The organism is Streptomyces sp. NBC_01622, assembly GCF_045209635.1.
Taxonomy (GTDB): domain Bacteria; phylum Actinomycetota; class Actinomycetes; order Streptomycetales; family Streptomycetaceae; genus Streptomyces.
Genome location: NZ_CP109293.1, coordinates 1,153,632 through 1,175,940, shown reverse-complemented (window position 1 = coordinate 1,175,940; position 22,309 = coordinate 1,153,632). Strand labels below are relative to the sequence as shown.

The following is a 22,309-nucleotide window of genomic DNA, read 5'->3' as shown; positions in this document are numbered from 1 at the left end:
GCGTCACGTGTTAACTGCGGGTGTCACATGAACCGCGGATGACAGGTCAGCGGCGGGTGTCGAGGGTGCGGGGTGTCCGCAGCCGGCCCTGCTGACTGATCGTCACCGCCTGTGTGGTGGCCTGCTGTTGGTCGTCGTCGCCGACGCTCACGGTCGCCGCTCCGGACGCGATGACGGCGACCGCCATGGCATGGGCGAGCGCGGTGCGCGAGCGGACACCGACCTTGCGGTAGACCCGCGACAGGGTGCCCTCGACCGTCTTGACGCTGATGAACAGCTCGGCGGCGACCTCCCGGTTGGTGGCCCCGCCGCCGACCAGTTCGGCCACCCGCGCTTCTGTCGGCGTGAGTTCGGGCCGCCCCTCGCCGTCCCGGTCGCCCGCCTCCAGCCGGGCCAGTTCGTCGCCCGCCCGTGCCGCCAGCGGAGCGGCGCCGATGCGGGTCGCGGTCTCCAGCGCCTCGCCGAGCGCGGTGCGGGCCGCGTTGCGGTGGCGGGCCCGTCGTTCGACCGCGCCGAGCGAGATGAGAGTGCGTACCAGCTCCACGGGCAACGGGAGTTGACGCAGCCGCTCCACGGCGGTGCGCAGCCGTACCGCCCCCTCCTTCGCCCGGCCGAGCCCCGCCTCGCGCAGCCCCTCCGCCCGCTCCAGGGCCGCCAGTACGCTGCCGGGCGCGTCGCCGGACACCCGGGCGCGGGCCTCGTCGAGCACGGCGCCGGCCGCGTCCGTCTCGCCCAGCACGACCAGGGCCTCGGCCAGGTCGCTGTACCAGTGCAGCAGGGGCGGGTCGGCGGCCGACATGGCCTCGCCGAGCTCCTTGACACGTTGCAGCGCCTCGACCGCCGCGGCGGCCCCGCGCGGATCGCCGGCCACCAACTCGGCCTGCCCCAGCACCGCGAGCGCCCGCAGCAGGAACAGCCGGTCCCCGTCCGCCTCCGAGGCCCGCACCGCCTGCCCGGCCAACTCCCGCGCCTCGTCGGCGCTGCCGCCCGCGGTCGCCGCGAGCGCCGCCGCGTACAGCGCCGGAGCTGCCTGTACGCCGGTCTCGGCCCCGGCGCGGGTGCAGCGGGCGGCGGTGCGCAGCGCCTCCCGGCAGCGTCCGGCGCGCACTTGGATGCGGGTCAGCGCGACCAGGGTCGCCATGACCTCCTCGACCCCGGCGAACTCCCCGATCTCCGCGAGGAGTTCGGTGACCCGGCGCTGGGCCTCGGTGACCTGGTCGGAGTCCAGGGCGAGGATCGCCCGCATCCGGATCAGCCCCCAGCTCTCCGGTCCGGCGCCCGCGCCGCCGGTCAGCGCGAGGGCCTCCGCCAGCGCGGCGTCGGCGGCGACCGGTTCACCGCCCAGCGAGCGGACCCGGGCGAGGGTGGCGAGTGCCCCGATGCGGGTGTCGGTGTCACCGGCCACGGCGGCCTGCCGGGCGGCGCGCCGGGCGTGCCGGGCGGCCTGCGCCAACTCCCCGCACAGCAGGCCCCGTACCGCCGCCCAGTGGTGCAGCCACGCCTCCGCCTCCGGGTCGCCGGCCGCGTCCCGGAGTCCTTCCTCGATCAGCGAGTAGGTGCCGTGCAGGGCCTGGCCGGCGTTGCGCAGCAGGACCAGCCGCGCCCGCACCCGCTGCCGGGCCGAGCCCGAACCGGCGAGGACGGTCTCGGCCGCCTGCCCCGCCTCCTCCAACTGCCCTGCGTCACAGGCGTATTCGGCCGCCACCAGCAGCCGGTCGGCGTGCTCGGCCGGACGGTCGCCCGGAGTGCGCAGGGCCGCGAGCCCGGCCAGTTCGAAGGCCGCGTCGGGCGCGCCGTCGCGGCGGGCGTATTCGGCGGCGGCCAGCAGGGTGCGGGCGGTGGTCTCGTCCTCGTAGGGGTGGGCGAGCGCGAGATGCCGGGCCCGCTCCACCGGATCGGTGACCGCACGGGCCAGCAGGGCGTGCGCCTTCCGACGGCCGTACTCCGGGGCGTCGGCGTAGACGGCGGCCCGCAGCAGCGGATGCCGGAAACGTACGGTTCCGTGGGCGTCGGCCGTCGCGACACCGAGCCGTTCGGTCTCCGCCAGGTCCGCGGCCGGATCGTCGAAACCGGCGGCGCGCAGCAGCGTGAGAGTGGGGCGCGCGGCGGCGCTCATGACGAGGAGCGTGTACCGCGTGCTCTCCGGCAGGGTGTGCACCCGCTCCAGCAGCAGGGTGCGCAGCCGGTGCGGCACGGGCAGGGTCCGGCCGAGGCCGACGGTCGCCGCGCCGCGCGGCGCCGCCCGCCCCAACTCCAGGGCGTACCAAGGGTTTCCGGCGGCCGTGTCCTGGACGGCCCGCAGCACCGCCGACGGCAGGTCGGCGGGCAGGAGCCGCGCCACCTCGTCGTCCGTCAGCGGTGGCACCGGCAGTTCGACGGTGCCGGGCGGGCAGCAGCGCGGCCGTTCGGGCTGCTCGCCGTCGGCCACCCGCTCGGCGGCCACCATCCGTACGTCGAGGCCCTCGACACGGCGTACGACGAAGGCGAGCACCTCGACGGTCGGTTCGTCGAGCCACTGGAGGCCGTCGAGGACCAGCAGCACCGGCCCGGTAGCGGCGAGGGCACGCAGCACGTTGAGCACGGCGACGCGTACCGCGAGCCGGTTCCGGCCGTCCTCCGGTTCCCCGCCGTGCAACAGGGCGGTCCGCAGGGCCGATTGGAGTTCGGGCGCCAAGGCGGTCAGGCGGCTCTCCGGCACCCGTGCGAACAGGTCGACGAGACCGGCGAACGGCAGCCGGGCGTCCTCCTCGGCGGGCGAGCAGTGCAACACCGTTCCGGACGGCCGGACATGGGCGTCCGAGGACGCCACGAGGGCGGCCACGAGCACGGACTTGCCGATCCCCGCGGGACCGTGGAGCAGCACTCCCTGACGGGCTGTCAACTCGGTGCGGGCGGTGCCGATCAGCTCGCGGTGCCCGGTCAACGACCGCACTTCCGCGCCACGGCGGGGCGGGCGGGGCGGTGCGTGCGGCGGGTCTCCGGGCAGTTCGGCATGTGTTCATGACAACCGTTGCGGAATCGCCTTGTCAATGACGGTTCCGAGTGGTGGACGAGACCTGCCGAGGAATTGGCGCATGATCTCCATTTCGGACGGCTGTCATGGCGTGTTTCCTGCTCCAGTTCCCGCCAGAAGTGCGCCACTCGGCCGATCGCCCGTACAAGAGCCTGGTCAGTGGATGTACGGATGTACTGAGGAAGTGGGAGAGAACGATGACTGATCACGGAGCCGATCTGGTGATCCGGGCCGGGGCGATCCACACGCTGGTGCCCGGCCGGGCCCCGCAGCGGGCACTGGCCGTGCGCGGCGACCGCATCGCCGCCCTCTCGCCCGACCCCGGAGGACTCGACCACCTGCTGCGCCCGCACACCACGGTGCACGACCTGCCCGGCGCCACCGTGCTGCCCGCCTTCGACGACACCCACACCCACCTGATCTACGCGGCGCTCGGCGCGCACGACGTCCCGGTCCACCGGGCCCACGACATCCCCGAGTTCCTGGACCTGATCCGGGAGCGGGCGAAGACGACCCCCGAGGGCGAGTGGATCCGCACCACCACCAACTGGCAGGAACTCAACCTGGCAGAGCGGCGCATGCCCACCGCCGCCGAACTCGACCGGGCCACCGACCGGCACCCCGTCCTGGTCAAGCGCGGCGGCCACAACGACGTCGTCAACAGCTACGCGCTGCGCCTGGCCGGCATCACCGAGGACACCCCCGTACCGCCGGGCGGCGTCATCGGCCGCGACGCCGACGGCCGTCTCGACGGGCGGCTCATCGACAACGCCCTGGGCCTGGTGGAGCGCCTGGTCCCGGCCCCGGACCGGGCCGAGCGGATCGACGGGCTGCGGCTGGCCACCGCCCAGTACGCCGCCACCGGCATCGGCATCGTCCGCGACTGCGCGGTCGGCCTGGAGGACTACGCCGTGCTGCTGGCCGCCCGCGAGGCGGGGGCGCTCGGTATCCGGGTGCGCGCCCTGATCTCGGCGCTGGGCATGACCAGCGCCGCCCAGGTGGAGGACCTGCTCGACGTCATGGAGAAGTGGCGCGACGACTCCGACCCGTGGCTGCGCGTGTGGGGTGTGAAGTTCGGGCTCGACGGCGGCCTGGAGGCCGGGGCGACCGAGGAGCCGTATGCCTGTGACCACGCCTTCTCAGGGACGCTGACCTGGGAGCCCGACGCGCTGGTGGAGGCCGTCGAGGCCGTGGTCCGGCGCGGCTGGCGGGTCGGCACCCACGCCTACGGCGACCGTGCGGTGCGCACCCTCCTGGACGTCTACGAGCGGGTCCTCGCCCGCAACCCCGGACTCCCCGCCGGCACGCTGGTCATGGAGCACGGCGGCCTGGCCGGCCCCGAACAGCGCGCCCGCGCCGTCGAGTTGGGCATCCCCGTCACCATCCAGCAGCCGCTGCTGCACGACACCGCCGAGGTCGAGGAGGGATTCTGGGGCCCGGAGCGCGTCGCCCGGCTCTTCCCCGCCCGTGGCTGGATCGACCTGGGCGCCCAGGTCAGCGCCGGATCGGACTTCCCCGTCGGCCAGTTCGGCGTCATGCGCTCGGTCTACGGCATGATCACCCGCCAGACGGTCATCGGTCCCAAGGGCCCGGAGCACGCCATCACCTACGACGAGGCCCTCACCCTGCACACCGCCAACGCGGCGCTGCTGTGCGGCGACCAGAGCCTGCGCGGCACGCTGAGCCCGGGCCGCCTCGCGGACCTCACCGTCTGGGAGCAGGACCCCGCCCGTTGCCCGAGCGACGCCCTGCGCGACCTGAACCCCCTGCACACGTTCGTGGGCGGCGGTCCCGTCACCCGGTCGGCATCGTCCTGATCGCGGCGATGTCGAATTGGAGCCGTACCTTCTCGCTCACCATCGCACCGCCCTCGGCCAGCCGGGAGTTGTAGGTCAGGCCCCAGTCGGAACGGTCGATCGTGGTGGTGCCGTCGAAGCCGACCCGTTCGACGCCGAACGGGTCGGTGACATGTCCGATGTAGGTGAGTTCCAGGACGACGGGACGGGTCGTGTCCTTGATGGTGAGGTCACCGAGCATCCGGTAGACATCGTTGCCGGCCATTTGCACGGCCGTGCTGGCGAAACGCATACGCGGGTAGGTCGCGGAGTCCAGGAAGTCACGGCCCACCAAGTGGGCGTCGCGCTGTTCCACACCGGTGTCGACGCTGCCCGTGGAGACCACGATCTCCGCCCGCGAACGGGCCGGGTTGCGGCCCTCGAAGTAGAGCCGGCTTTTGTATTCGGCGAAGGACCCGCGCACGGTCGTCACCATGGCGTGCCGGACGGAGAAACCGATCTGGCTGTGCGCGGGGTCGATCATCCACTCTCCGGTCAGCGCCGCCAGGGCGGGATCGGGCAGGCCGGAGGGGGTGAACGCCGGTGGGGCGGCGGGGCGTTGCGGAGCTGTGGGGGGTGCCGGGCGGCGGAGGGGCGCAGCACGGTTGAACAGGTTCATGCTTCACGTAGTTACTGCACGGGTGATATCGCCGCAACCCTTCATGGCGAATCGACAGCAGCGCGAATCGGCACTGACACGCTTAAATACCGCCACCTCGTCGGCCGTTCCACATTTCCCACACATATTCGCCACCCGAAAGACGACGACCGTCAATTCGGCGCACAGTTCAACGCACTGTTCAGCGCATCGGGAAACCAAACGAATAGCCCTGCTGCTTCAGCCACGGCAGGATCTCGCGCAGCGCGGCCACGGTCTCGGAGCGGTCGCCGCCCGCGTCGTGGAACAGGATGGTCGGCCCGTTGGACAGTTCGCTCTTGACGGTGGTCACGATGGCGCCGGTGCCGGGGAGTTCGAAGTCCTTGGAGTCGACGTTCCACCCCAGCGGGCGCATGCCCTGTGCGGCGGCGAGATGCCGACTGTACGGCGTGAACGCACCGCCCGGCGCCCGGTAGTACAGCGGCCGTACGCCCCCGGAGGCCTTGGTGATCATGGCGGCGGCGTTCAGGATCTCCTGCTTCTGGTAGGACTCGGACTTCTTGTCCATGGTGGTGTCGTGCGACACCGAGTGGTCGCACAGCCGGTGGCCGGCCGCCACCACCGCCTTGACCAGGTCCGGGTGGGCCTCGGCCTGCGGGCCCACCATGCAGAAGGTGGCCTTCACGCCGTATTCCCGCAGCACTTGGAGCACCTGCGGTGTCCAGGTCGGGTCCGGCCCGTCGTCGATGGTGATGTTGACGCCCCGCGCGCCCTTGTCGGAGGCGTGCACGATCTCCGCCGACACGGCCGCCACCCGGGCCGGGGCCCAACTGGAGGTGCCGGGACGCGCATTGGTTCCGCCCCGCTGCGCGTCGACCACACCGGCCTGCGCGGTCCACACGGAAGTGGCCGCCGCCACCGCCGTCACACCGACCGCCGCCGCGAGTACCCGGCCGTACCAACCCCGCCCGCCATGACGCGCCATGTCCGCCCTGTTCCCTGTCCTGTTGTCCGCTTCCGTGCATTCGTCAGGACGGCATAAACGAGCGGAGGGATCCCGCTGTTACGGATTACGGACAATTTTCCGGGGGTTCGAGGTCGGTGGAGCGCGATCCCGGTCGGCGCAGGGCGAGTCGGCCGCGGAAGTTCTCCGGGACCGGGGCGAAGCGCAGCGCCATCGTGAGATCCTCCGGGCGGTCGACACTCAGGTGGTACCGGGTGCACAACAGGTGGCACAGGCCCATGAGTTGGACGGTGCCGATGTTCGCGCCGACGCACTTCTTGGGCGCCCAGCCGAACGGCACATAGCAGTTGCGGTCGGCCGGTCCGTGCGGCGCGCCGGGCAGGAAACGGTCGGGGTCGAAGACGTCGGGTTGCTTCCAGACGCGGTCGTCACGGTGGATCAGGTGCGGGCTCAGCAGATACCAGTCGCCGGGCTCCAGCCGGGTCTTGCCGAAGTCGAAGAGGTGGTTGTTGTGCCGGACCAGCAGCAGTGGCGGACTCCACAGCCGCAGTACCTCCTTGACGAACCGGTGGGTCACCGGAGCCGCGTGCGTGGGCGCCGTGCGGAACTCCACCGGGTCCACCGCGCACAGCTCTTCGGTCAATCGGCGCTGCCACTCGGGGTGCCGGACGAACTCGTACAGCAGACTCGCGGCGGCGGTGCCCGGCGGGCCGCCGATCGCGGTGAGGACGGTGGTCACCACGTCCAGCGCGCGGTCCATGCCGAGTTGGGGCAGCAGGTCGACGAAGGGATCGGCGAGATCCTGCTCGCGCCTCCGCTTGCCGCGCGCGCGTTGCCGCAGCACCCGGCGCACGACCAGCCCGGACCGCAACTGCACGGCGACGAACCGCAGGTGGTGCCGCACCCCGCCCGGCGCGGGCGCGACGAGCCGCAGCAGCTTCATCTCCAGGTCCCGGCGTACGAGATCGGCCTCGCCGGCGGTGAGGCCGGACAACGCGACCGGCAGCATGGACCGCAGCGCCACGTCCTGGGTGAGCATCACCAGGTCCACGTCCTCGCCCAGCCGCTCGTCGATGATCCGCTCCATGCGGTCGATCAGGTCACCGTGGTGCTCCGCGGTGGCAAGCGTGTGCAGCTGGGTGAGCCAGGCGGAACGGACCTGGCTCCACCGCACCTCGGGACTGCGCCGCCTGCGCACCATGTCGACCAGCCGGTCGTTCATCACGAACCGGTGCCAGTTCGTGGCGCTGACCCGGCGCGCGGCCTCCGGCTCGAACACGCCGAGCCGGGTGTCGTCGACCCAGAAGATCCCGTCCTCCGCCGCGCTGCGCGTCCGCATGGCGTGCAGGAAGTCCTCGGGGTGCTGCGGTGTGGTCATGAAGGCGCTCCCCTCGTGGGGCGCGGGGAGCCGGCCGCTCAGTCGGTTCCCCGCGCCGGTCCGGTCAGATGTGGTGGTACAGGTACCAGAAGTAGCCGTAGGAGCCTCGGACGTTGAGGACCGACTTCGTCTTGCGATACAGGGCGCGCATGCGCGTTCACCTCCTTCCGGGACAGCCGGTGCGGTCGCTCAGCACCGCGGTGAAACGCGGTGGAGCGAGCGCCGGGCCCACCTGGGGACCGGCGCCGTCGTGGGTGACCGACAGCCACCGGTCACGGGTGATGATGCCGACGAGGTCCTCCAGGAGCCGCATGGTGACGGTCGCCCCGGCGCAGGTGTGCGGCCCGTGACCGAACGGGAGGTACGCCCCGTCCGGCACGGGCGCCGCCCAGCGCTCCGGCACGAACTCGTCCGGCCGCTCCCAGTGCCCGGGATGCCGGTGCACCAGATAGGTGCAGACGGCGAGCCGGTCGCGCGGGCCGACCTCCGTCCCGCCGAGCCGCTGCACATGGCTCGGCGTCCGCGCGAACAGCCACGCCACCGGCCACAGCCGCAGCGCCTCCCGGACCGTCCAACTCGGCTCCACGGCAAGGCGGTCGGGATGGGTGCCGAGGAGATGGACCGTCCACCCGAGGGCGAAGCCGACCGAGCCGACGGCGGCGAACAGGAAGGAGAGATAGACCTCGGCGAGGTCCTTCGGATCCGACCCGGGCTCGCTCTCCCGCACCACGACGTCGAGGAGGTCGCGCGGCTCCTGGAGACTGCCGAACTCCCCTTGCCTGGCCCGTATTTCGGCGTGCAGCACGCTCAGCGCGCGCCGCCGGAAGAGCAGTCGCGACGGCGGCGAGTGCCGACGCCGCGCGCCCGCCAGGACCGACCGGTGGACGATCTGCCCGACGGTGGCGTGGAGTTGGGGCGAGGCGCCCCGGTGCAGCAGGACGTCCCGCAGATGCCGGAACACGAGCAGGTTCCCCGCGTCCGGCCAGACACTGCTGGGGACAAGGTGTTCGGCGACCAGAGCGGGCAACTCCGGCCGCCGTGCGTCCAGATGACGGCGCATCAGGGCGCGGCCCGCCCGGCCGATCCGGATCTGAGCAGCACGGGGGCCGAAGTCGCCGTGCCGGGTGCGGTAGAAGTCGGCCGTCTCGGCGACGGCCCCGTCCCGATTGCCGAGCACCGCCCGGGCCGGCTCCGGACCCGCCACGCACACCGTGCCCGCGGCCGAGCGCCACACGTCGTGGACGCCGTCGAACTCCGCCGTCAGCAGGGCGAGGGGGTCGCGGACGCGGGGGCCGGTGCCGCGGGGAGTGCGGGCGGGCTCACCGTGCCCCTGACGCGTCGTGGACGACTCCATGGTGCCCTCCTTCGAGAACGCGGAAGCGCGGCACACCAGGTGCGGTACGTGCGACGCCCGACCGACAGGACCAGCCTGCTGACCGCCCGGCGCCCTGTCGCGTGCCGTGCCGTTGAGCGGAACGGCGGGGCGTCCCCTGCTCCACCGCCCTCTCCTCTTGACGCCCGTCACCACCGCACCTAGCCTCGACTGAACACGTCTAGACAGGTAGGTCGACGATGGCGGACTCCCAGACTTCCCAGTCCCGGCAACTTCAGGTCGAGACCCACGGCCTCGATGTGATCGGCGACGCCGAACGCAAAGGCACCCCTCGCACGCTGTTCTGGCCCTGGTTCGGGGCCAACGTCTCGATCCTGGGGCTGAGCTACGGCGCCTTCGCGCTCGGCTTCGGCATCTCCTTCTGGCAGGCGCTGATCGCCGGTGTGATCGGCATCGTGTTCTCCTTCCTGCTCTGCGGCTTCATCGCGGTCGCGGGCAAGCGCGGCTCCGCGCCCACGATGGTGCTCAGCCGCGCCGCCTACGGCGTACGCGGCAACCGGCTGCCGTCGGTGATCTCCTGGATCCTCACCGTCGGCTGGGAGACCGTCCTCACCGCGCTCGCGACGATGGCCACGGCGACCGTCTTCGACAGGCTCAGCTGGGGCGGCGGCACCGAGACCAAGGTGGTCGCGCTGATCATCGTCGGCGCGCTCATCGTCGTCGGCGGAGTCATGGGCTTCGACCTGATCATGCGGCTCCAGACGGTCATCACCGTGGTCACCGCCGTGCTCACCGTCGTCTACATCGCCCTCGTCGCCGACCACATCCACTGGAGCACGGTCAGTGCCGTACCGGCGGGCTCCGCCCAGGAGTTCATCGGCGCGCTGGTGTTCATGATGACCGGCTTCGGCCTCGGCTGGGTCAACGCCGCCGCCGACTACTCCCGCTATCTGCCCCGGAGTTCGTCCAGCAGAGGCGTGATCGGCTGGACCACGTTCGGCGCCTCCGTCGCCCCGCTGCTCCTGCTGGTCTTCGGTCTGCTGCTCGCCGGTTCCTCCAGCACGCTCAACAAGGCGGTCGCCGCCGACCCGATCGGCGCGCTGACGACGATCCTGCCCACCTGGTTCCTGGTCCCGTTCGTCGTGGTCGCCGTCCTCGGGCTGGTCGGCGGCGCGGTCCTCGACATCTACTCCTCCGGCCTCGCCCTCCTCTCCGCGGGACTGCCGGTGCCGCGCTACCTCGCCGCGCTCGTCGACGGCGTCCTGATGATCGCGGGCTCGATCTACATCGTGTTCTTCGCCGACAACTTCCTCGGCCAGTTCATGGGCTTCCTCACCACCCTCGGCGTCCCCATCGCCGCCTGGTGCGGCATCATGCTCGCCGACCTCGCCCTGCGCCGCCGCGACTACGACGAGGGCGACCTCTTCCGCCCGAACGGCCGCTACGGCGACGTCCAGCTCACGCCCCTCCTCCTCACGCTCGCCGCCACCGCGATCGGCTGGGGCCTGGTCACCAACACGGCCGCCAGCTGGCTGACCTGGCAGGGCTACCTCCTCGACCCGCTCGGCCTCGGCGGCAAGTCCGGCTCCTGGGCCTACGCCAACCTCGGCGTCCTGGCCGCCCTCGCCCTCGGCTTCCTCGGCACCCTCGCCCTGGGCCGCGCCCGCATCCAGCGCCAGGAGCAGCAGGCCGCCAGCCCCGAGGCGGTGTCCGCCGTATGACCACCGCACCCGGCCACCTCGCCGTCATCGACATGCAGCGCGTCTTCGCCGAACCCGACAGTCCCTGGGCCACCCCCCGCTTCGAGGACGCGGCGGCAGGCGTACGGCGACTGCTGCCGGCCTTCGGGGACGACGTCACCTTCACCCGGTTCCTGGCCCCCGAGAAACCCGAGGGCAGCTGGCGCGCCTACTACGAGCAGTGGCCCTTCGCCCTCCAGCCGGCGGACGCCCCGCTCTGGCGGCTGACCGACGAATTCGCCGCCCAGGCACGGCACTTCGTGGACGTGCCCACCTTCGGGAAGTGGACCCCGGAACTCGCCGAGCGCGTCGCCCCCACCGGCCGGCTCGTCCTCGCGGGCGTCAGCACCGACTGCTGCGTCCTGTCCACGGCACTCGCCGCCGCCGACGCCGGAGCCGAGGTACTGGTCGTCTCCGACGCCTGCGCCGGTGTGGACGACGACTCCCACGCCAAGGCACTGCACGTCATGGACCTCTACCGGCCCCTGATCCGGGTGGTCACGGTCGCCGAGGCGGTCGGGGAGGCGTCATGACCGGCGTCCGGCTCAAACACCAGCGCATCACCGATGTCCTCGCCAAGGAGATCCGCAGCGGTCACCGCCCCGCCGGCGAGCAGCTGCCCGGCGAACACGCCCTGGCCCAACGCTTCGGCGTGAGCCGTACGACCGTCCGCGCGGCCCTCGCCGAACTCAGCGAGGCGGGCCTGATCGCCACCCGCACCGGCAAGGGCTCCTACGTCCTCTTCGACGGCCGCCCGCTGGACGACAGCCTCGGCTGGGCCCACGCGCTCGCCACCCAGGGCATCGACACCCGGGTCCGGACGCTCGCGGTGGACGCCAGACGGGACGAGGAGCTGGCCCGTCAACTCACCCTGAACACCACCGAGTTCGTGTGCGTGGAGCGGATACGCGAACTGGTCGCGGACGCGGTCGTCGTGTCGTACGAACGCAGCTTCCTGCCGCCCGTGCCCGGAGTGCGGGACCTGCCGGCACGCGGCCTCGGGCAGGAGTCGCTGACCGATGTGATGCTGCGGGCCGGGCTGCGGCCCGACCACGGCGAGCAGCGGGTGAGCGGGCGGCGGATCGACGGCCGGGAGGCGGAGCTGCTGCGCCGCGAACCGGGTGACTGGTTCCTCGACACGCGCCGCACCAGCAGGGCCGCCGACGGCTCCTTCGTCGAACATGTCGTGAGCCTCCTCGACCCCGACCACTTCCAACTCACCCTCGCCTTCGGCTGAACCGCTGAACCGCCGAACCCGCCCCGGAAAGTACCCATGACCCTCCAGAGCCGCGCCACCGGAGCCCTGTACGGGCTCGCCCTCGGGGACGCCCTCGGCATGCCCACCCAAATGCTGTCCCGCCCACAGATCACCGCCCGCTACGGCCCCTTCCTCACCGGCTTCCACCCGGCCGACCCCGACCATCCGCTGGCCGCCGGAATGCCGGCCGGTGCCGTCACCGACGACACCGAACAGGCCCTGCTGCTGGCCGGGTTGCTGCTCGACGGCAAGGGCCGCATCGACCCGGCGGAACTCGCCCGGCGCCTGGTCGCCTGGGAGGACGACATGCGGGCCCGCGGCTCCCTCGACCTCCTCGGCCCGTCCACCAAGCGCGCCGTGGAGCAGGTCCTCGCCGGCACCCCCGCCGACGAGGTGGGACGCTACGGCACCACCAACGGCGCGGCGATGCGCATCGCCCCCGTGGGCATCGCGATGCCGGTCGCGGACCCGGCGGCTCTGGTGGACCGGGTGGTGGAGGCGAGCAGCCTCACCCACAACACCGGGGTCGCGCTCGCCGGTGCCGCGGCCGTGGCAGCCGCCGTGAGCGCGGGAGTCGACGGGGCGTCGGTTCCCGAGGCGGTCGAAGTGGCCGTGTCGGCGGCCCGGTTGGCGGCGGGGCGGGGGCACTGGGTGGCCGCCGCCGATGTCGCCGAGCGGATCGTGTGGGCGACGGGCCTGGTGCGGGGCCTCGGTCAGGCCCAAGTCTGCGAGCGGGTCTACGCGTTGGTCGGGACGAGCCTCGCCACACAGGAGTCCGTACCGGCCGCCTTCGCCGTCCTGGCGGCCTGCCCCGACGACCCCTGGAGGGCCGCGCTGCTCGCGGCATCCGTCGGCGGCGACTGCGACACGATCGCCGCGATCGCGGGCGCCGTCGGCGGCGCCTGCCACGGCGTGGACGCCTTCCCGGCCGACGCGCGGGAGACCCTCGTCCGCGTCAACCCGGCCCTCGACCTGGACGCCACGGCGGCGGCGCTGCTCGGCCTGCGGGAGGGGTCGTGAGCGGGCGAGTGTGGCACCTCGGTAACGTCGTCGTCGGCCCGGATGTCACGGCGGTGGCTCTGTTCGGTCTGCGGGTGCGGTCATGAGTGGGCGGGTGTTGGCACCTCAGCAACGTCGTCGTCGACCTGGACGCCACAGTCGCGGCGCTGCTCGGCTTGCGGGTGCGGTCGTGAGCGGTGGGCTCCGGCACCTCGGCACTGTCGTGGTCGGCCTGGATGCCACGGCCATGCCCACGCTCGCCCTGCGGGAGCGGCCATGAGCGCGCGCCTCTGGCACCTCGGCAACGTCGTCGTCGACCTCGTCATGGAGGTCCCCGCCCTCCCCGAGCGCGGCGGTGACGTCCTCGCCACCCGCACCGAACGCACCCCCGGCGGCGGCTTCAACGTGATGGCCGCCGCCGCCCGCCAGGGTCTCCCGGTGACCTACGCCGGAGCGCACGGCACCGGACCCTTCGGCGACCGGGCCCGCGCCGCGCTACGCGCCGAGGGCATCGACGCACTGGTCACCCCGCGCCCGGAACCGGACACCGGCTTCGTGGTCTGCCTGGTCGACGCGGACGGTGAGCGCACCTTCGTCACCAGCCCCGGCGCCGAGGCAACGCTGATCGCCGCCGACCTGGCCGAACTCCGGCCCGGGGCGGGCGACTTGGTGTACGTCACCGGATACAGCCTGCTGTACGACAGCAACCGGGTCGCCCTGCTCGACCTCCTTCCCCGACTGGACCCGGCCGTCACGCTGGTCGCCGATCCGGGCCCGTTGGCGGCCGACATCCCGGGCGACGCCCTGGAGTTGCTCCTTGCCCGCGCCGACTGGTGGAGCTGCAACGCCCGCGAGGCCGCGCTGCTCACCGGCGTCGATGACGTGGTCGAAGCCGCCCGCATCCTCCAATCCCGCCTGGGGCGTGGCTCGGTGCTGGTCCGCACCGGTCCCGGCGGCTGTCTGGTGCACCAGGGCGGACGCCTCGTCGAGGTCCCCGGGTTCGCCGTGGACGCCGTCGACCTCAATGGCGCGGGTGACGCGCACACCGGTGTTTTCATGGCCGCCCTGGCCCTGGGGTTCGATCCGGTGGCCGCCGCCCGCCGGGCCAACGCGGGCGCCGCCCTGGCCGTCACCGCGCCGGGCCCGGCGACCGCGCCGGACGCGGCACGACTGGACGCGTTCCTGAACTAGGCGATCGGCTCGGTCAGTTGCCGTCCCGGCGGGAGACCTCGACGTTCTCCAGGATGCCGATCGCGTCCGGCACGAGGACCGCCGCCGAGAAGTAGGTACTCACCAGGTAGGAGATGATCGCCTGCTCGTTGATGCCCATGAACCGTACGTTCAGGCCCGGTTCGAGCTCGTCCGGGATGCCCGTCTGGTACAGGCCGATCACGCCCTGGTCGTCCTCGCCGGTGCGCATCGCGATGATGGACGACGTGCGGGACGCGCTGACGGGGATCTTGCCGCAGGGCAGCAGCGGTACTCCGCGCCAGGCCGGCAGATGGTGGCCGCCGACGTCGATGCCGCTGAAGTAGACGCCCCGCTTGTTGCACTCGCGGCCGAACGCGGCGATCGCCCGTGGATGCGCGAACAGGTAGCGGGTGTCCCGCCGCATGCTCAGCAGCTCGTCCAGGTCGTCGGGGGTCGGCGGCCCGGAGTGGGTGGAGATCCGCTGGTCGTAGTCGGCGTTGTGCAGCAGCCCGAAGTCCCGGTTGTTGACGAGTTCGTTCTCCTGCCGCTCGCGCAACGCCTCTACGGTCAGCCGGAGTTGCTGCTGCGTCTGGTTCATCGGCTGGTTGTAGAGGTCGGTGACACGGGAGTGCACCTTCAAGACGGTCTGGGCGACGCTCAGTTCGTACTCGCGTGGGGCGAGGTCGTAGTCCACGAACGTGCCCGGCAGGTCCGGCTCGCCCACATGCCCGGCGCTGAGCGCGATCGCCGCCTCGCCGAAGGTGTTGAGCGGGCCGGGCTCGTCTCCGGCGCGCGCCTCGACGTGCGCGCGCAGCTCCGCGTGCCGGTCCGCGACGGCCTGGTAGGCCGCGTGCGGCAGCGTCAGCACCGTGGTGGCCGTCGCCGCGCGGGCCGTGAACTCCCAGGCGCCGTCGGGTTCGGCGAGCACCTGGCCGCCGAAGGTATCGCCGTCGGCCAGCAGCCCGGTGACCGCCTCGTCGCCGTAGGGACCCTCCCCGAGCCGCTCCACCTTGCCGTGCGCGACGAGGTACACCGAGTCGGCGGGCCGGCCCGCCTGGACGATCAACTGCCCCGGCGCGTAGTCCCGTTGCTCGAACCGCTCGGCCAGCGCGCCGAGCGCGTCGCCGTCCGCGAAGCCGCGCAGCAGCGGGAGTTCGGTCAACTCGGCCGGGATGACCCGCACTTGCGCACCGGTCTGCACGAACGTCACCCGTCCGTCGCCGCTCGTGTACGACAGCCTGCGGTTGACGCGATAGGTGCCGCCGGGCACGTTCACCCAGGGCAGCATGCGCGTCAGCCAGCGCGAACTGATGCCCTGCATCTGGGGTTCGGACTTGGTCGTGGTCGCCAGGGTGCGTGCCGCGGCGGTACCGAGGCTCTGCTGTTCCCGCTCCTCGGCGCCCGCCTCGGGCGCGGTACCGGTCTCGACCGACATGGTGCCTTCTCTCCTGTCGCACGGATGACGGAATGCCTGCGTACCGTCACGTTCCGTGCGTACAGCTACCCGTCATCGGTCACGACGAGTGATGATCCCGGACGGCGGTCGAGGCACATGCCGATCGCACGTGCCTCCGCACCACCCCCGGTTGACCCGGGATCACCCGTTCGAAGTACCCGATCCGGGGCGGCTCACAGCGTCTTGCCGGGATTGAGGATCCCGTGCGGATCGAAGGCGTCTTTGAGCCGGCGCTGCAACGCGTGGGCGGTGGGCCCGAGTTCGTCCGCCACCCACTGCCGCTTCAGCACCCCGACACCGTGCTCGCCGGTCAGCGTCCCGCCGAGCCGCAGCGCCAGGGCGAAGATCTCGCCCGCCGCCTCCCAGGCCGCGTCCGGCAGCCGGTCCAGGGCGGGATCGACCACGATGATCGGATGGAGGTTGCCGTCCGCCGCGTGCGCGAGCGTGTAGACGGGCACGCCGTGACGGGCCGAGATGGCGCGGATCTCGCGGACCGCCTCCGCGAGCCGGGAGCGGGGCACGGCGATGTCCTCGATCAGCGGCCGGCCCAGCCGCTCCAGCGCCGGCAGGGCGAGCCGGCGGGCCGACAGCAGCGCCTCCGCCTCCACCGGGTCCGCCGTGGTCTCCACGGTCGTGGCCGACGCCGCGAGCACCCGCGCGACCTGCTCCGCCTCGGCGCTCGCCCCCGCCCCGTCGCACTGCACCAGCAGCAGCGCCGCCCCGTGCCCGCCCAGCGCCGGATCGACGGCGTGCAGCACCGGCCCGTCGAGCAGCTCCGCGAGCGCCGGTACGACCCCGGCCCGCCCGATCGCGAACGACGCCTCGGCCGCCGCCTCGAACGAGTCGAAGTAGGCGGCGACCGTGGCCGTCGCCACCGGTACCGGGCGCAGTCGCAGGGTCGCCGAGGTGATGACGGCGAGGGTGCCCTCGGATCCGGTCAGCAGCGCGGAGAGGTCGTAACCGGTGACCCCTTTGACGGTACGGCGGCCGGTCGTGACCACCGTCCCGTCGGCGAGGACGGCCTCCAGACCGAGCACGCTGTCCCGCGTCACCCCGTACTTCGCGCACCGCAGTCCGCCCGCGTTGGTCGCGATGTTCCCGCCGATCGTGGAGATCGCCGCACTCGCCGGATCCGGCGCGTACCGCAGCCCGTGCCGGCCCGCCGCCCGGTCCAACTCGGCGGTGATCACGCCCGGTTCGACCACGGCGAGTTGGTCGTCGGCCGACAGTTCCAGGATGCGGTTCATTCCAGACAGGTCCAGCACGAGCACGCCTTCACCGGCCGAGGCCCCGCCCGACAGCCCGGTGCCCGCACCACGCGGTACCACGGGGACCCGCAGCGCGTTGGCGTGCCGGAGTGTGACGGTCACGTCCTCGGTACGCCGGGCGTGCACCACGGCCAGCGGGACACCGTCCGGCCGGGTGCCCGACCTGTCCGTGGCATGCGCGGCCAACGTGCGGGGATCCGTGGCCAGCTGGTCGGGCGGCAGATCCCGGGCGAGCAGACCGAGGAGCCGGGCGGCGGCGGTGGTGGTCGGGGGAGCTGTGGTCACGGGTTCCGTACCCTCACTGTGCGTGCCTTCACGGATTCAACGCCTTCGTTCCGATGGCGAGCAGGGAGATGTCCTCCTGGGGCGCGTGCACGGGCGCGCACTGGATGTCCCGGAAGTGCCGCTCCAGCGGATTGCCGCGCGCGAGACCGGGATTCCCGAGCAGCCGTACCGCCAGCTCCACGGCCCGTACGCCGTGCCGGTCTGCCAACACTCGTGCTCCCAGGGCCTGTTCGGGGGTGTAAGAGGTGTCGGCCGCGTCGACGCGCGCGGCTCCGCCGAACACCAGCTCCTCGGCGGCGGTCAGCAGCACCTCGATCTCCCCGGCGGTCCTGCGGAACCGTTCCGTACGGGCCACCGGATGGCCGAGGTTGGCGGGGACGCGTGTCTGGGCGAACGTGTGGAAGAAGGACTGCGCGGCCCGCGCGACCCCCAAGTAGAGGGCCGCGAGGGGGAGATGGAGGGCCGCGCCCGCCCGGTTGTCCTGCTCGGCCGCCGCACCGTACGGGCCGATGCCGATAACATGCTCGTAGGGGATCTCCACATTCCGGAACGTCACGTCGTGGCTGCCGCTGGCCCGCAGCCCCAACTGGTCCCAGCGGCCGGTGATCTCGATACCGGGGGAGCCGCCCGGGACCAGGAAGGTGCCGACGCGCGGCTCCGGTTCGTCGGTGGTGGCCCATACCAGGAACCAGTCCAGGCCCTCCGCACCGGTCACGAAGCGCTTGGTGCCGCTCAGCGACCAGCCGTCGGGAGTGCGCCGGGCGAGCGTCGAGGGCAGTCCGCCGCGTGCCGGGGAGCCCAACTCGGGCTCCACGCGCGCGTGGTTGACGAGCACGGGCCGTTCGAAGGACTCCTTGACGAGCCGCGCGTACAACTCCTCGGGCCAGTGCGGCTGTACGGCCTGCCGCGCGTGCGTGTTGAGGGTCATGGCCGCGATCAGGGCGACGGACGGGTCGCCCCGGCCGATCCGGTGCAGGATGCGCGCGCTCTCCTCGACCCGGGCGCCCCGACCGCCGTACTGCTTCCCGATGGTCGCGGTGAGGAGTCCGGCCTCGTGGGCGATCCGGAGGGACTCGGCGGGGAAGGCGCCCGACTGGTCGTAGCCGGCGGCCAGTTCGGCGATGCGGGCGGTCACAGGGCCTTCTTCAGGTCGGAGTTGAGTTCGGTGGTCCAGAAGGACTTCACGTCCAGGTGCTCTTTCAGCGCGCCGAGTTCGGTGAAGGCGTCGGCCACCTTCTGCTGCGAGGCGATCGTGTCGTCGCCGACCGTCCTGGCCTGCGTCGGGCGCTGCTTCTGCGCGGCGACCAGGTCCGACTTGGCCTGCGCCACCGGCTGGTGGGTGGCGTCGGCGGTGACCTTCGCGAAGCCGTCCACGTGGCCGTCGCGGACGTAGGCGTAGGCCTTGGTGATCCGGGCGATCAGATCGGCCGCGGCGGCCTTCTGGGCGGGGCTCTTGAGGACGCTGTCGCGCGCCGACCAGAGGAAGTTGCCGGACAGGATGTCCGCGCCGGAGCCGACCGTGCGGGCGCCCAGCTGGTGGGCCGTGATGATCGACGTGCCGTAGGAGGCGAAGGCGCCGATGGAGCCGCCGTTCAGGGCCGCGAGGCCGTCGTTGGGCAGCAGCGGCTTGGCGTCGATGTCCGACCACTTGAGGCCGGCCTGCTTCAGCAGTTCGTAGAGGAAGTAGTGGGCGGTGGTGTTCTGGACGTAGCCGACCTTCTTGCCCTTCAGGCCGGCGATGTCGGTCACCTTCGAGCCCTTGGGGACGACGACTTCCTGGTTGAGGGTGGTGCCGCGCTGGACGGCGACGACCTTGAAGTCGGGCTTGCCGTCGGCGGCCGAGAAGATGGGCGGGATCTCGCTGGAGGAGGCGAGGTCCAGTGCTCCGGCGCGGACGGCCTGGAGTTGCTTGTCGCCGCCCGGGAAGAGGTTCCACTTCACCTTGTACGGGGTGTCGTCGAGGTGGGCGTACTTGAGGACGGCCTCGTTGACCTTCCAGCCGGTGTCACCGACCCGCAGGGTCACGGAGGAGACGTCGGAGGACGAGGAGTCGGCCGTCGCGCTGCCTCTGCAGGCCGCGGCGAAGGGCAGGAGGAGGGCGAGGGCGGCGGTGGACGTGCGCAGTGCGCGGGGGAACAACACGGGGTCTCCATAGGGGTGTTCGCAATCAGCAGGTGAAGGACGGGTCAGGCGGCGTGCGAGGTGTTCGCCCGGTGGGCGAGTTCCTGGCGGACCAGGGGCAGGACGTGCCGGGCGTAGTCGATCGCGTCGTTGAGCGGGTCGTAGCCGCGGATCGACAGCAGGTCGCAGCCGATGTCGACGTAGTCGAGGAGTGCCTGGGCGACGGTTTCGGGCGTGCCCACAAGGGCAGTTGACGCGCCGGCGGCATTCGTGGCGACTGCTGGCGCGGTCCACAGGCAGCGGTCCTGGACCTCGCCGCGCTCGGCGATGTCGAGGAGGCGCTGCGAGCCGACGTTCGCGGGGCGGCCGGTGGTGCGGTAGTGGCGGAGCAACTCGGTGTTCTTCGCCTGGTCCTTGAGGACACCGAGGGTGCGGTGGGCCTTCTCCCAGGCCAGCTCCTCGGTGGGCGCGATGATCGGACGGAACGACACCCAGATACGGGGGTGCGGGCGTCCGGCGGCGTCGGCGACCGCGTTGACGGCGGCGATCTGCTCGGCCGTTTCCTTCAACGGCTCGCCCCACAGGCCGAAGATGTCGCCCTGCCGGCCGCCCACCCGGTACGCGTCCTGCGAGGAGCCGCCGACCGAGATCGGGACCAGCCCGTTCACCGGCTTCACGTCGGAGTAGTAGCCCTCGAACCTGAAGTACTTGCCCTCGTGCGAGACGGGTCCCTCGGCCTGCCACACCTTCCGCAGGATCTGGATGTACTCGTCCGAACGCTCGTACCGCTCCTCCTTGTTGAGGTAGTCGCCCTCCCGGCGCTGCTCCTCGTCGCTGCCCCCGGAGATGATGTGCAGGGTCAGCCGGCCGTCGCTGATCCGGTCCAGGGTGGCCAGGGCGCGGGCCGCGTGCGTCGGGAAGATCACGCCGGGCCGGTGGGCGAGGATCGGGCGGATCCGCTCGGTGTGGGTGGCGACGAACTGGGCGATCTGGAAGGCGTCCGGCGAGGCCGAGTGATAGGCGACCAGGGTGTGGTCGAAGCCGCCGTCGTCGAGCGCCCGGGCGTACTTGCGGAGGTGGTCGACGTCGAGACCGGTACGGCTGGACGCGGCGGGACCCGAGGCCCCGGAGTCGGTGTGGACCGCGCTGATGAACTCGACAGGCATGAGCAACTCCTAAGACGTGAAGGTCACTTGATCAGGGAGGCGTCGGTGGACTTGGCCACGTCCACGTTCGGGTCGAGGACGCCGATGCTGTTCATCAGGTCGGCGACCTGCTGGACGGTGGTGTTGACGTCCGAGGTGATCGGCAGCACCTGGCTGTAGGCGGCCGAGGCGAGGGCCTTCGCCACCGAGGCGTCGGCGCCGTTGCGCTGCTCGATGGCCTTCGCGTACGCGTCCTGGTGGGTGCTGGTCCACTTCAGCGCCGTGCTCAGGCGCTTGAGGAAGTCGCTCAGGGCGGTCTTCTTCGCGGAGTTGGCGAGGGCCTTGTCGGAGGCGTTGATGAAGCCGATGCCGCTGACCCGGCCGTCCCCGCCGTCGACGAGCAACCTGCCCCCCTGCTCCAGACCGACGGCCTGGTAGACACCGAAGGTCGCCCAGATCTTGATCTTGCCGGAGGCGAACGCGGCCTGCGCGTCCGTCGGCAGCAGGTACTGCACCTTGACGTCCTTGTAGCTGAGACCGTTCTGCTTGAGGACGTTGGCCAGCAGATACTCCGAGACGCTGCCCTTCGCCGAGGACACCACGACCTTCTGGCCCTTGAGGTCCTTCACGCTGTCGATACCGGAGTCCTTGCGGACCACGATCCCGACGTGCGTGCCGTCGTTCTTGAGGGCGGCCACGTTCTTGATCTTGACGCCGCCGCTGAGCGCCTGGAGCGCGGGCAGGTCGGCGGAGAACCCGGTGTCGGCGGCGTCCGCCTGCACGGCCTGGTAGAGCGGGGCCGCGCCCTGGAACTCGGCCCACTTCACCTTGTACTTGGCGCCCTTGAGCGCGTCCGAGGCGGCGATGATCGTCTGGAGGGTCTTGGCCTGGTCGCCGATGGTGAGGGTGACCTGCCCGCCGGAGGCGGTGTCCGCCGAGGAGTCGGCGCCGCAGGCGCTCAACGCCAGCAGGGCGGTCAGGCTCAGGGTGGCGGCGGCGATTCTGCGGATCACGAGGGGGTTCCTTCCAGGGTGCGGGTCACGCCGAGCCAGTTCAGGAGGCGGGCGCGCAGGGTCACGAACTCGGGGGCGGTCAGATCACGGGGGCGGGGCAGGGCGACGGTCAACTCGTGGGCGATACGCCCCTCGTCCATCACCAGCACGCGGTCGGCGAGCAGCAGCGCCTCCTCCACGTCATGGGTGACCAGGAGGATCGCGCACCCGTGCAGCCGCCACAGCTCCGCGACGAGCGCCTGCACCTTGCCCCGGGTCAGCGCGTCCAGAGCGCCGAACGGCTCGTCCAGGAGCAGGAGTTCGGGCTCACGGACCAGGGCACGGGCCAGCGACACGCGCTGGGCCTGACCGCCGGACAGCGTCTTCGGCCACACGGTCGCGCGCTCCGCGATGCCGACCTCGTCGAGCGCCTTCTCGGCGAGCGCCCGGTCCGGGCGGCCCGGGAGCCCGAGCACGACATTGCGCCACACCTTCAACCAGGGCAGCAGCCTGGGGGATTGGAAGGCCGCGCTGCGCCGGGCGGGCACGGTCACCTCGCCGCCGATCTCGTCGTCGAGCCCCGCGAGAATCCGCAACAGCGTCGACTTGCCGCAGCCGCTGTGCCCGAGCAGGGCCACGAACTCGCCCTCACGGATGTCCAGATCGAGGTCGTGCAGCACGGTGTTGCCGTCGAAGGCCCGCGAAAGCCCCCGTATTTCAACGGAGTTGGCCAT

General features: G+C 72.0%; 18 protein-coding genes. 6 read left to right on the top strand and 12 right to left on the bottom strand.

The window, feature by feature from the left end:
• Positions 1-46 precede the first annotated feature (46 nt).
• On the bottom strand, positions 47-2,932 hold the full coding sequence (locus tag OH768_RS05390) for an AAA family ATPase (RefSeq protein ID WP_406450568.1): 2,886 nt from the start codon (positions 2,930-2,932) through the stop codon (positions 47-49).
• Positions 2,933-3,210: 278 nt separating this feature from the next.
• On the opposite strand from OH768_RS05390, the gene OH768_RS05385 reads away from it, so the two are divergent.
• Positions 3,211-4,830 (top strand): amidohydrolase, encoded by a 1,620-nt coding sequence (locus OH768_RS05385; protein ID WP_406450567.1) that lies wholly within the window; start codon positions 3,211-3,213, stop codon positions 4,828-4,830.
• Here OH768_RS05385 and OH768_RS05380 read toward each other — a convergent pair.
• The 4 genes from OH768_RS05380 to OH768_RS05365 form a co-directional block, all read right to left on the bottom strand.
• Positions 4,808-5,467 carry a YceI family protein gene (locus OH768_RS05380; RefSeq protein WP_406450565.1) on the bottom strand — a complete coding sequence of 220 codons (660 nt, stop codon included), beginning with the start codon at positions 5,465-5,467 and terminating at the stop codon, positions 4,808-4,810. The genes OH768_RS05385 and OH768_RS05380 overlap by 23 nt on opposite strands.
• Before the next feature lie 181 nt (positions 5,468-5,648).
• Positions 5,649-6,431: a polysaccharide deacetylase family protein gene (locus OH768_RS05375; RefSeq protein WP_406450563.1), complete on the bottom strand. Its 783-nt coding sequence runs from the start codon at positions 6,429-6,431 to the stop codon at positions 5,649-5,651.
• A gap of 85 nt (positions 6,432-6,516) precedes the next feature.
• Positions 6,517-7,788, bottom strand: a complete 1,272-nt coding sequence (locus OH768_RS05370) for a cytochrome P450 (protein ID WP_406450561.1) — start codon at positions 7,786-7,788, stop codon at positions 6,517-6,519.
• 157 nt (positions 7,789-7,945) lie between these two features.
• A complete protein-coding gene (locus tag OH768_RS05365; RefSeq protein ID WP_406450559.1) occupies positions 7,946-9,142 on the bottom strand; it encodes a cytochrome P450 in 1,197 nt (398 codons plus the stop codon).
• Positions 9,143-9,360: 218 nt separating this feature from the next.
• Between OH768_RS05365 and OH768_RS05360 the strand changes: the two genes are divergently transcribed.
• The 5 genes from OH768_RS05360 to OH768_RS05340 all read left to right on the top strand — a co-directional run bounded on the left by OH768_RS05360 (position 9,361) and on the right by OH768_RS05340 (position 14,308).
• The gene (locus tag OH768_RS05360; RefSeq protein ID WP_406450557.1) at positions 9,361-10,842 is read left to right on the top strand and encodes a purine-cytosine permease family protein; all 1,482 of its coding nucleotides are present in this window, start codon (positions 9,361-9,363) and stop codon (positions 10,840-10,842) included.
• Positions 10,839-11,393, top strand: a complete 555-nt coding sequence (locus OH768_RS05355; RefSeq protein ID WP_406450555.1) for a cysteine hydrolase family protein — start codon at positions 10,839-10,841, stop codon at positions 11,391-11,393. Before OH768_RS05360 ends, OH768_RS05355 begins: the two co-directional genes overlap by 4 nt.
• Positions 11,390-12,097, top strand: a complete 708-nt coding sequence (locus tag OH768_RS05350) for a GntR family transcriptional regulator (protein WP_406450553.1) — start codon at positions 11,390-11,392, stop codon at positions 12,095-12,097. Before OH768_RS05355 ends, OH768_RS05350 begins: the two co-directional genes overlap by 4 nt.
• Positions 12,098-12,133: 36 nt before the next feature.
• Positions 12,134-13,138 (top strand): ADP-ribosylglycohydrolase family protein, encoded by a 1,005-nt coding sequence (locus tag OH768_RS05345; RefSeq protein ID WP_406450551.1) that lies wholly within the window; start codon positions 12,134-12,136, stop codon positions 13,136-13,138.
• A 255-nt stretch (positions 13,139-13,393) separates the two neighbouring features.
• Positions 13,394-14,308, top strand: a complete 915-nt coding sequence (locus tag OH768_RS05340) for a PfkB family carbohydrate kinase (RefSeq protein ID WP_406450549.1) — start codon at positions 13,394-13,396, stop codon at positions 14,306-14,308.
• 13 nt (positions 14,309-14,321) lie between these two features.
• Here OH768_RS05340 and OH768_RS05335 read toward each other — a convergent pair whose 3' ends face one another.
• The 7 genes from OH768_RS05335 to OH768_RS05305 form a co-directional block, all read right to left on the bottom strand.
• On the bottom strand, positions 14,322-15,743 hold the full coding sequence (locus OH768_RS05335; RefSeq protein ID WP_406450547.1) for a family 2B encapsulin nanocompartment shell protein: 1,422 nt from the start codon (positions 15,741-15,743) through the stop codon (positions 14,322-14,324).
• A gap of 194 nt (positions 15,744-15,937) precedes the next feature.
• On the bottom strand, positions 15,938-17,317 hold the full coding sequence (locus OH768_RS05330; RefSeq protein WP_406450545.1) for an FAD-binding oxidoreductase: 1,380 nt from the start codon (positions 17,315-17,317) through the stop codon (positions 15,938-15,940).
• A 28-nt stretch (positions 17,318-17,345) separates the two neighbouring features.
• The gene (locus OH768_RS05325) at positions 17,346-18,452 is read right to left on the bottom strand and encodes an acyl-CoA dehydrogenase family protein (protein WP_406450543.1); all 1,107 of its coding nucleotides are present in this window, start codon (positions 18,450-18,452) and stop codon (positions 17,346-17,348) included.
• Positions 18,449-19,459, bottom strand: coding sequence for an ABC transporter substrate-binding protein (locus tag OH768_RS05320; protein ID WP_406450541.1), 1,011 nt, complete (start codon positions 19,457-19,459; stop codon positions 18,449-18,451). The genes OH768_RS05325 and OH768_RS05320 overlap by 4 nt, the downstream gene beginning before the upstream one ends.
• A gap of 44 nt (positions 19,460-19,503) precedes the next feature.
• Positions 19,504-20,604, bottom strand: coding sequence for an LLM class flavin-dependent oxidoreductase (locus tag OH768_RS05315; protein ID WP_406450539.1), 1,101 nt, complete (start codon positions 20,602-20,604; stop codon positions 19,504-19,506).
• 23 nt (positions 20,605-20,627) lie between these two features.
• Complete coding sequence (locus tag OH768_RS05310) at positions 20,628-21,596, bottom strand: ABC transporter substrate-binding protein (protein WP_406450537.1); 969 nt, start codon at positions 21,594-21,596, stop codon at positions 20,628-20,630.
• On the bottom strand, positions 21,593-22,309 hold the full coding sequence (locus tag OH768_RS05305; RefSeq protein WP_406450535.1) for an ABC transporter ATP-binding protein: 717 nt from the start codon (positions 22,307-22,309) through the stop codon (positions 21,593-21,595). Before OH768_RS05305 ends, OH768_RS05310 begins: the two co-directional genes overlap by 4 nt.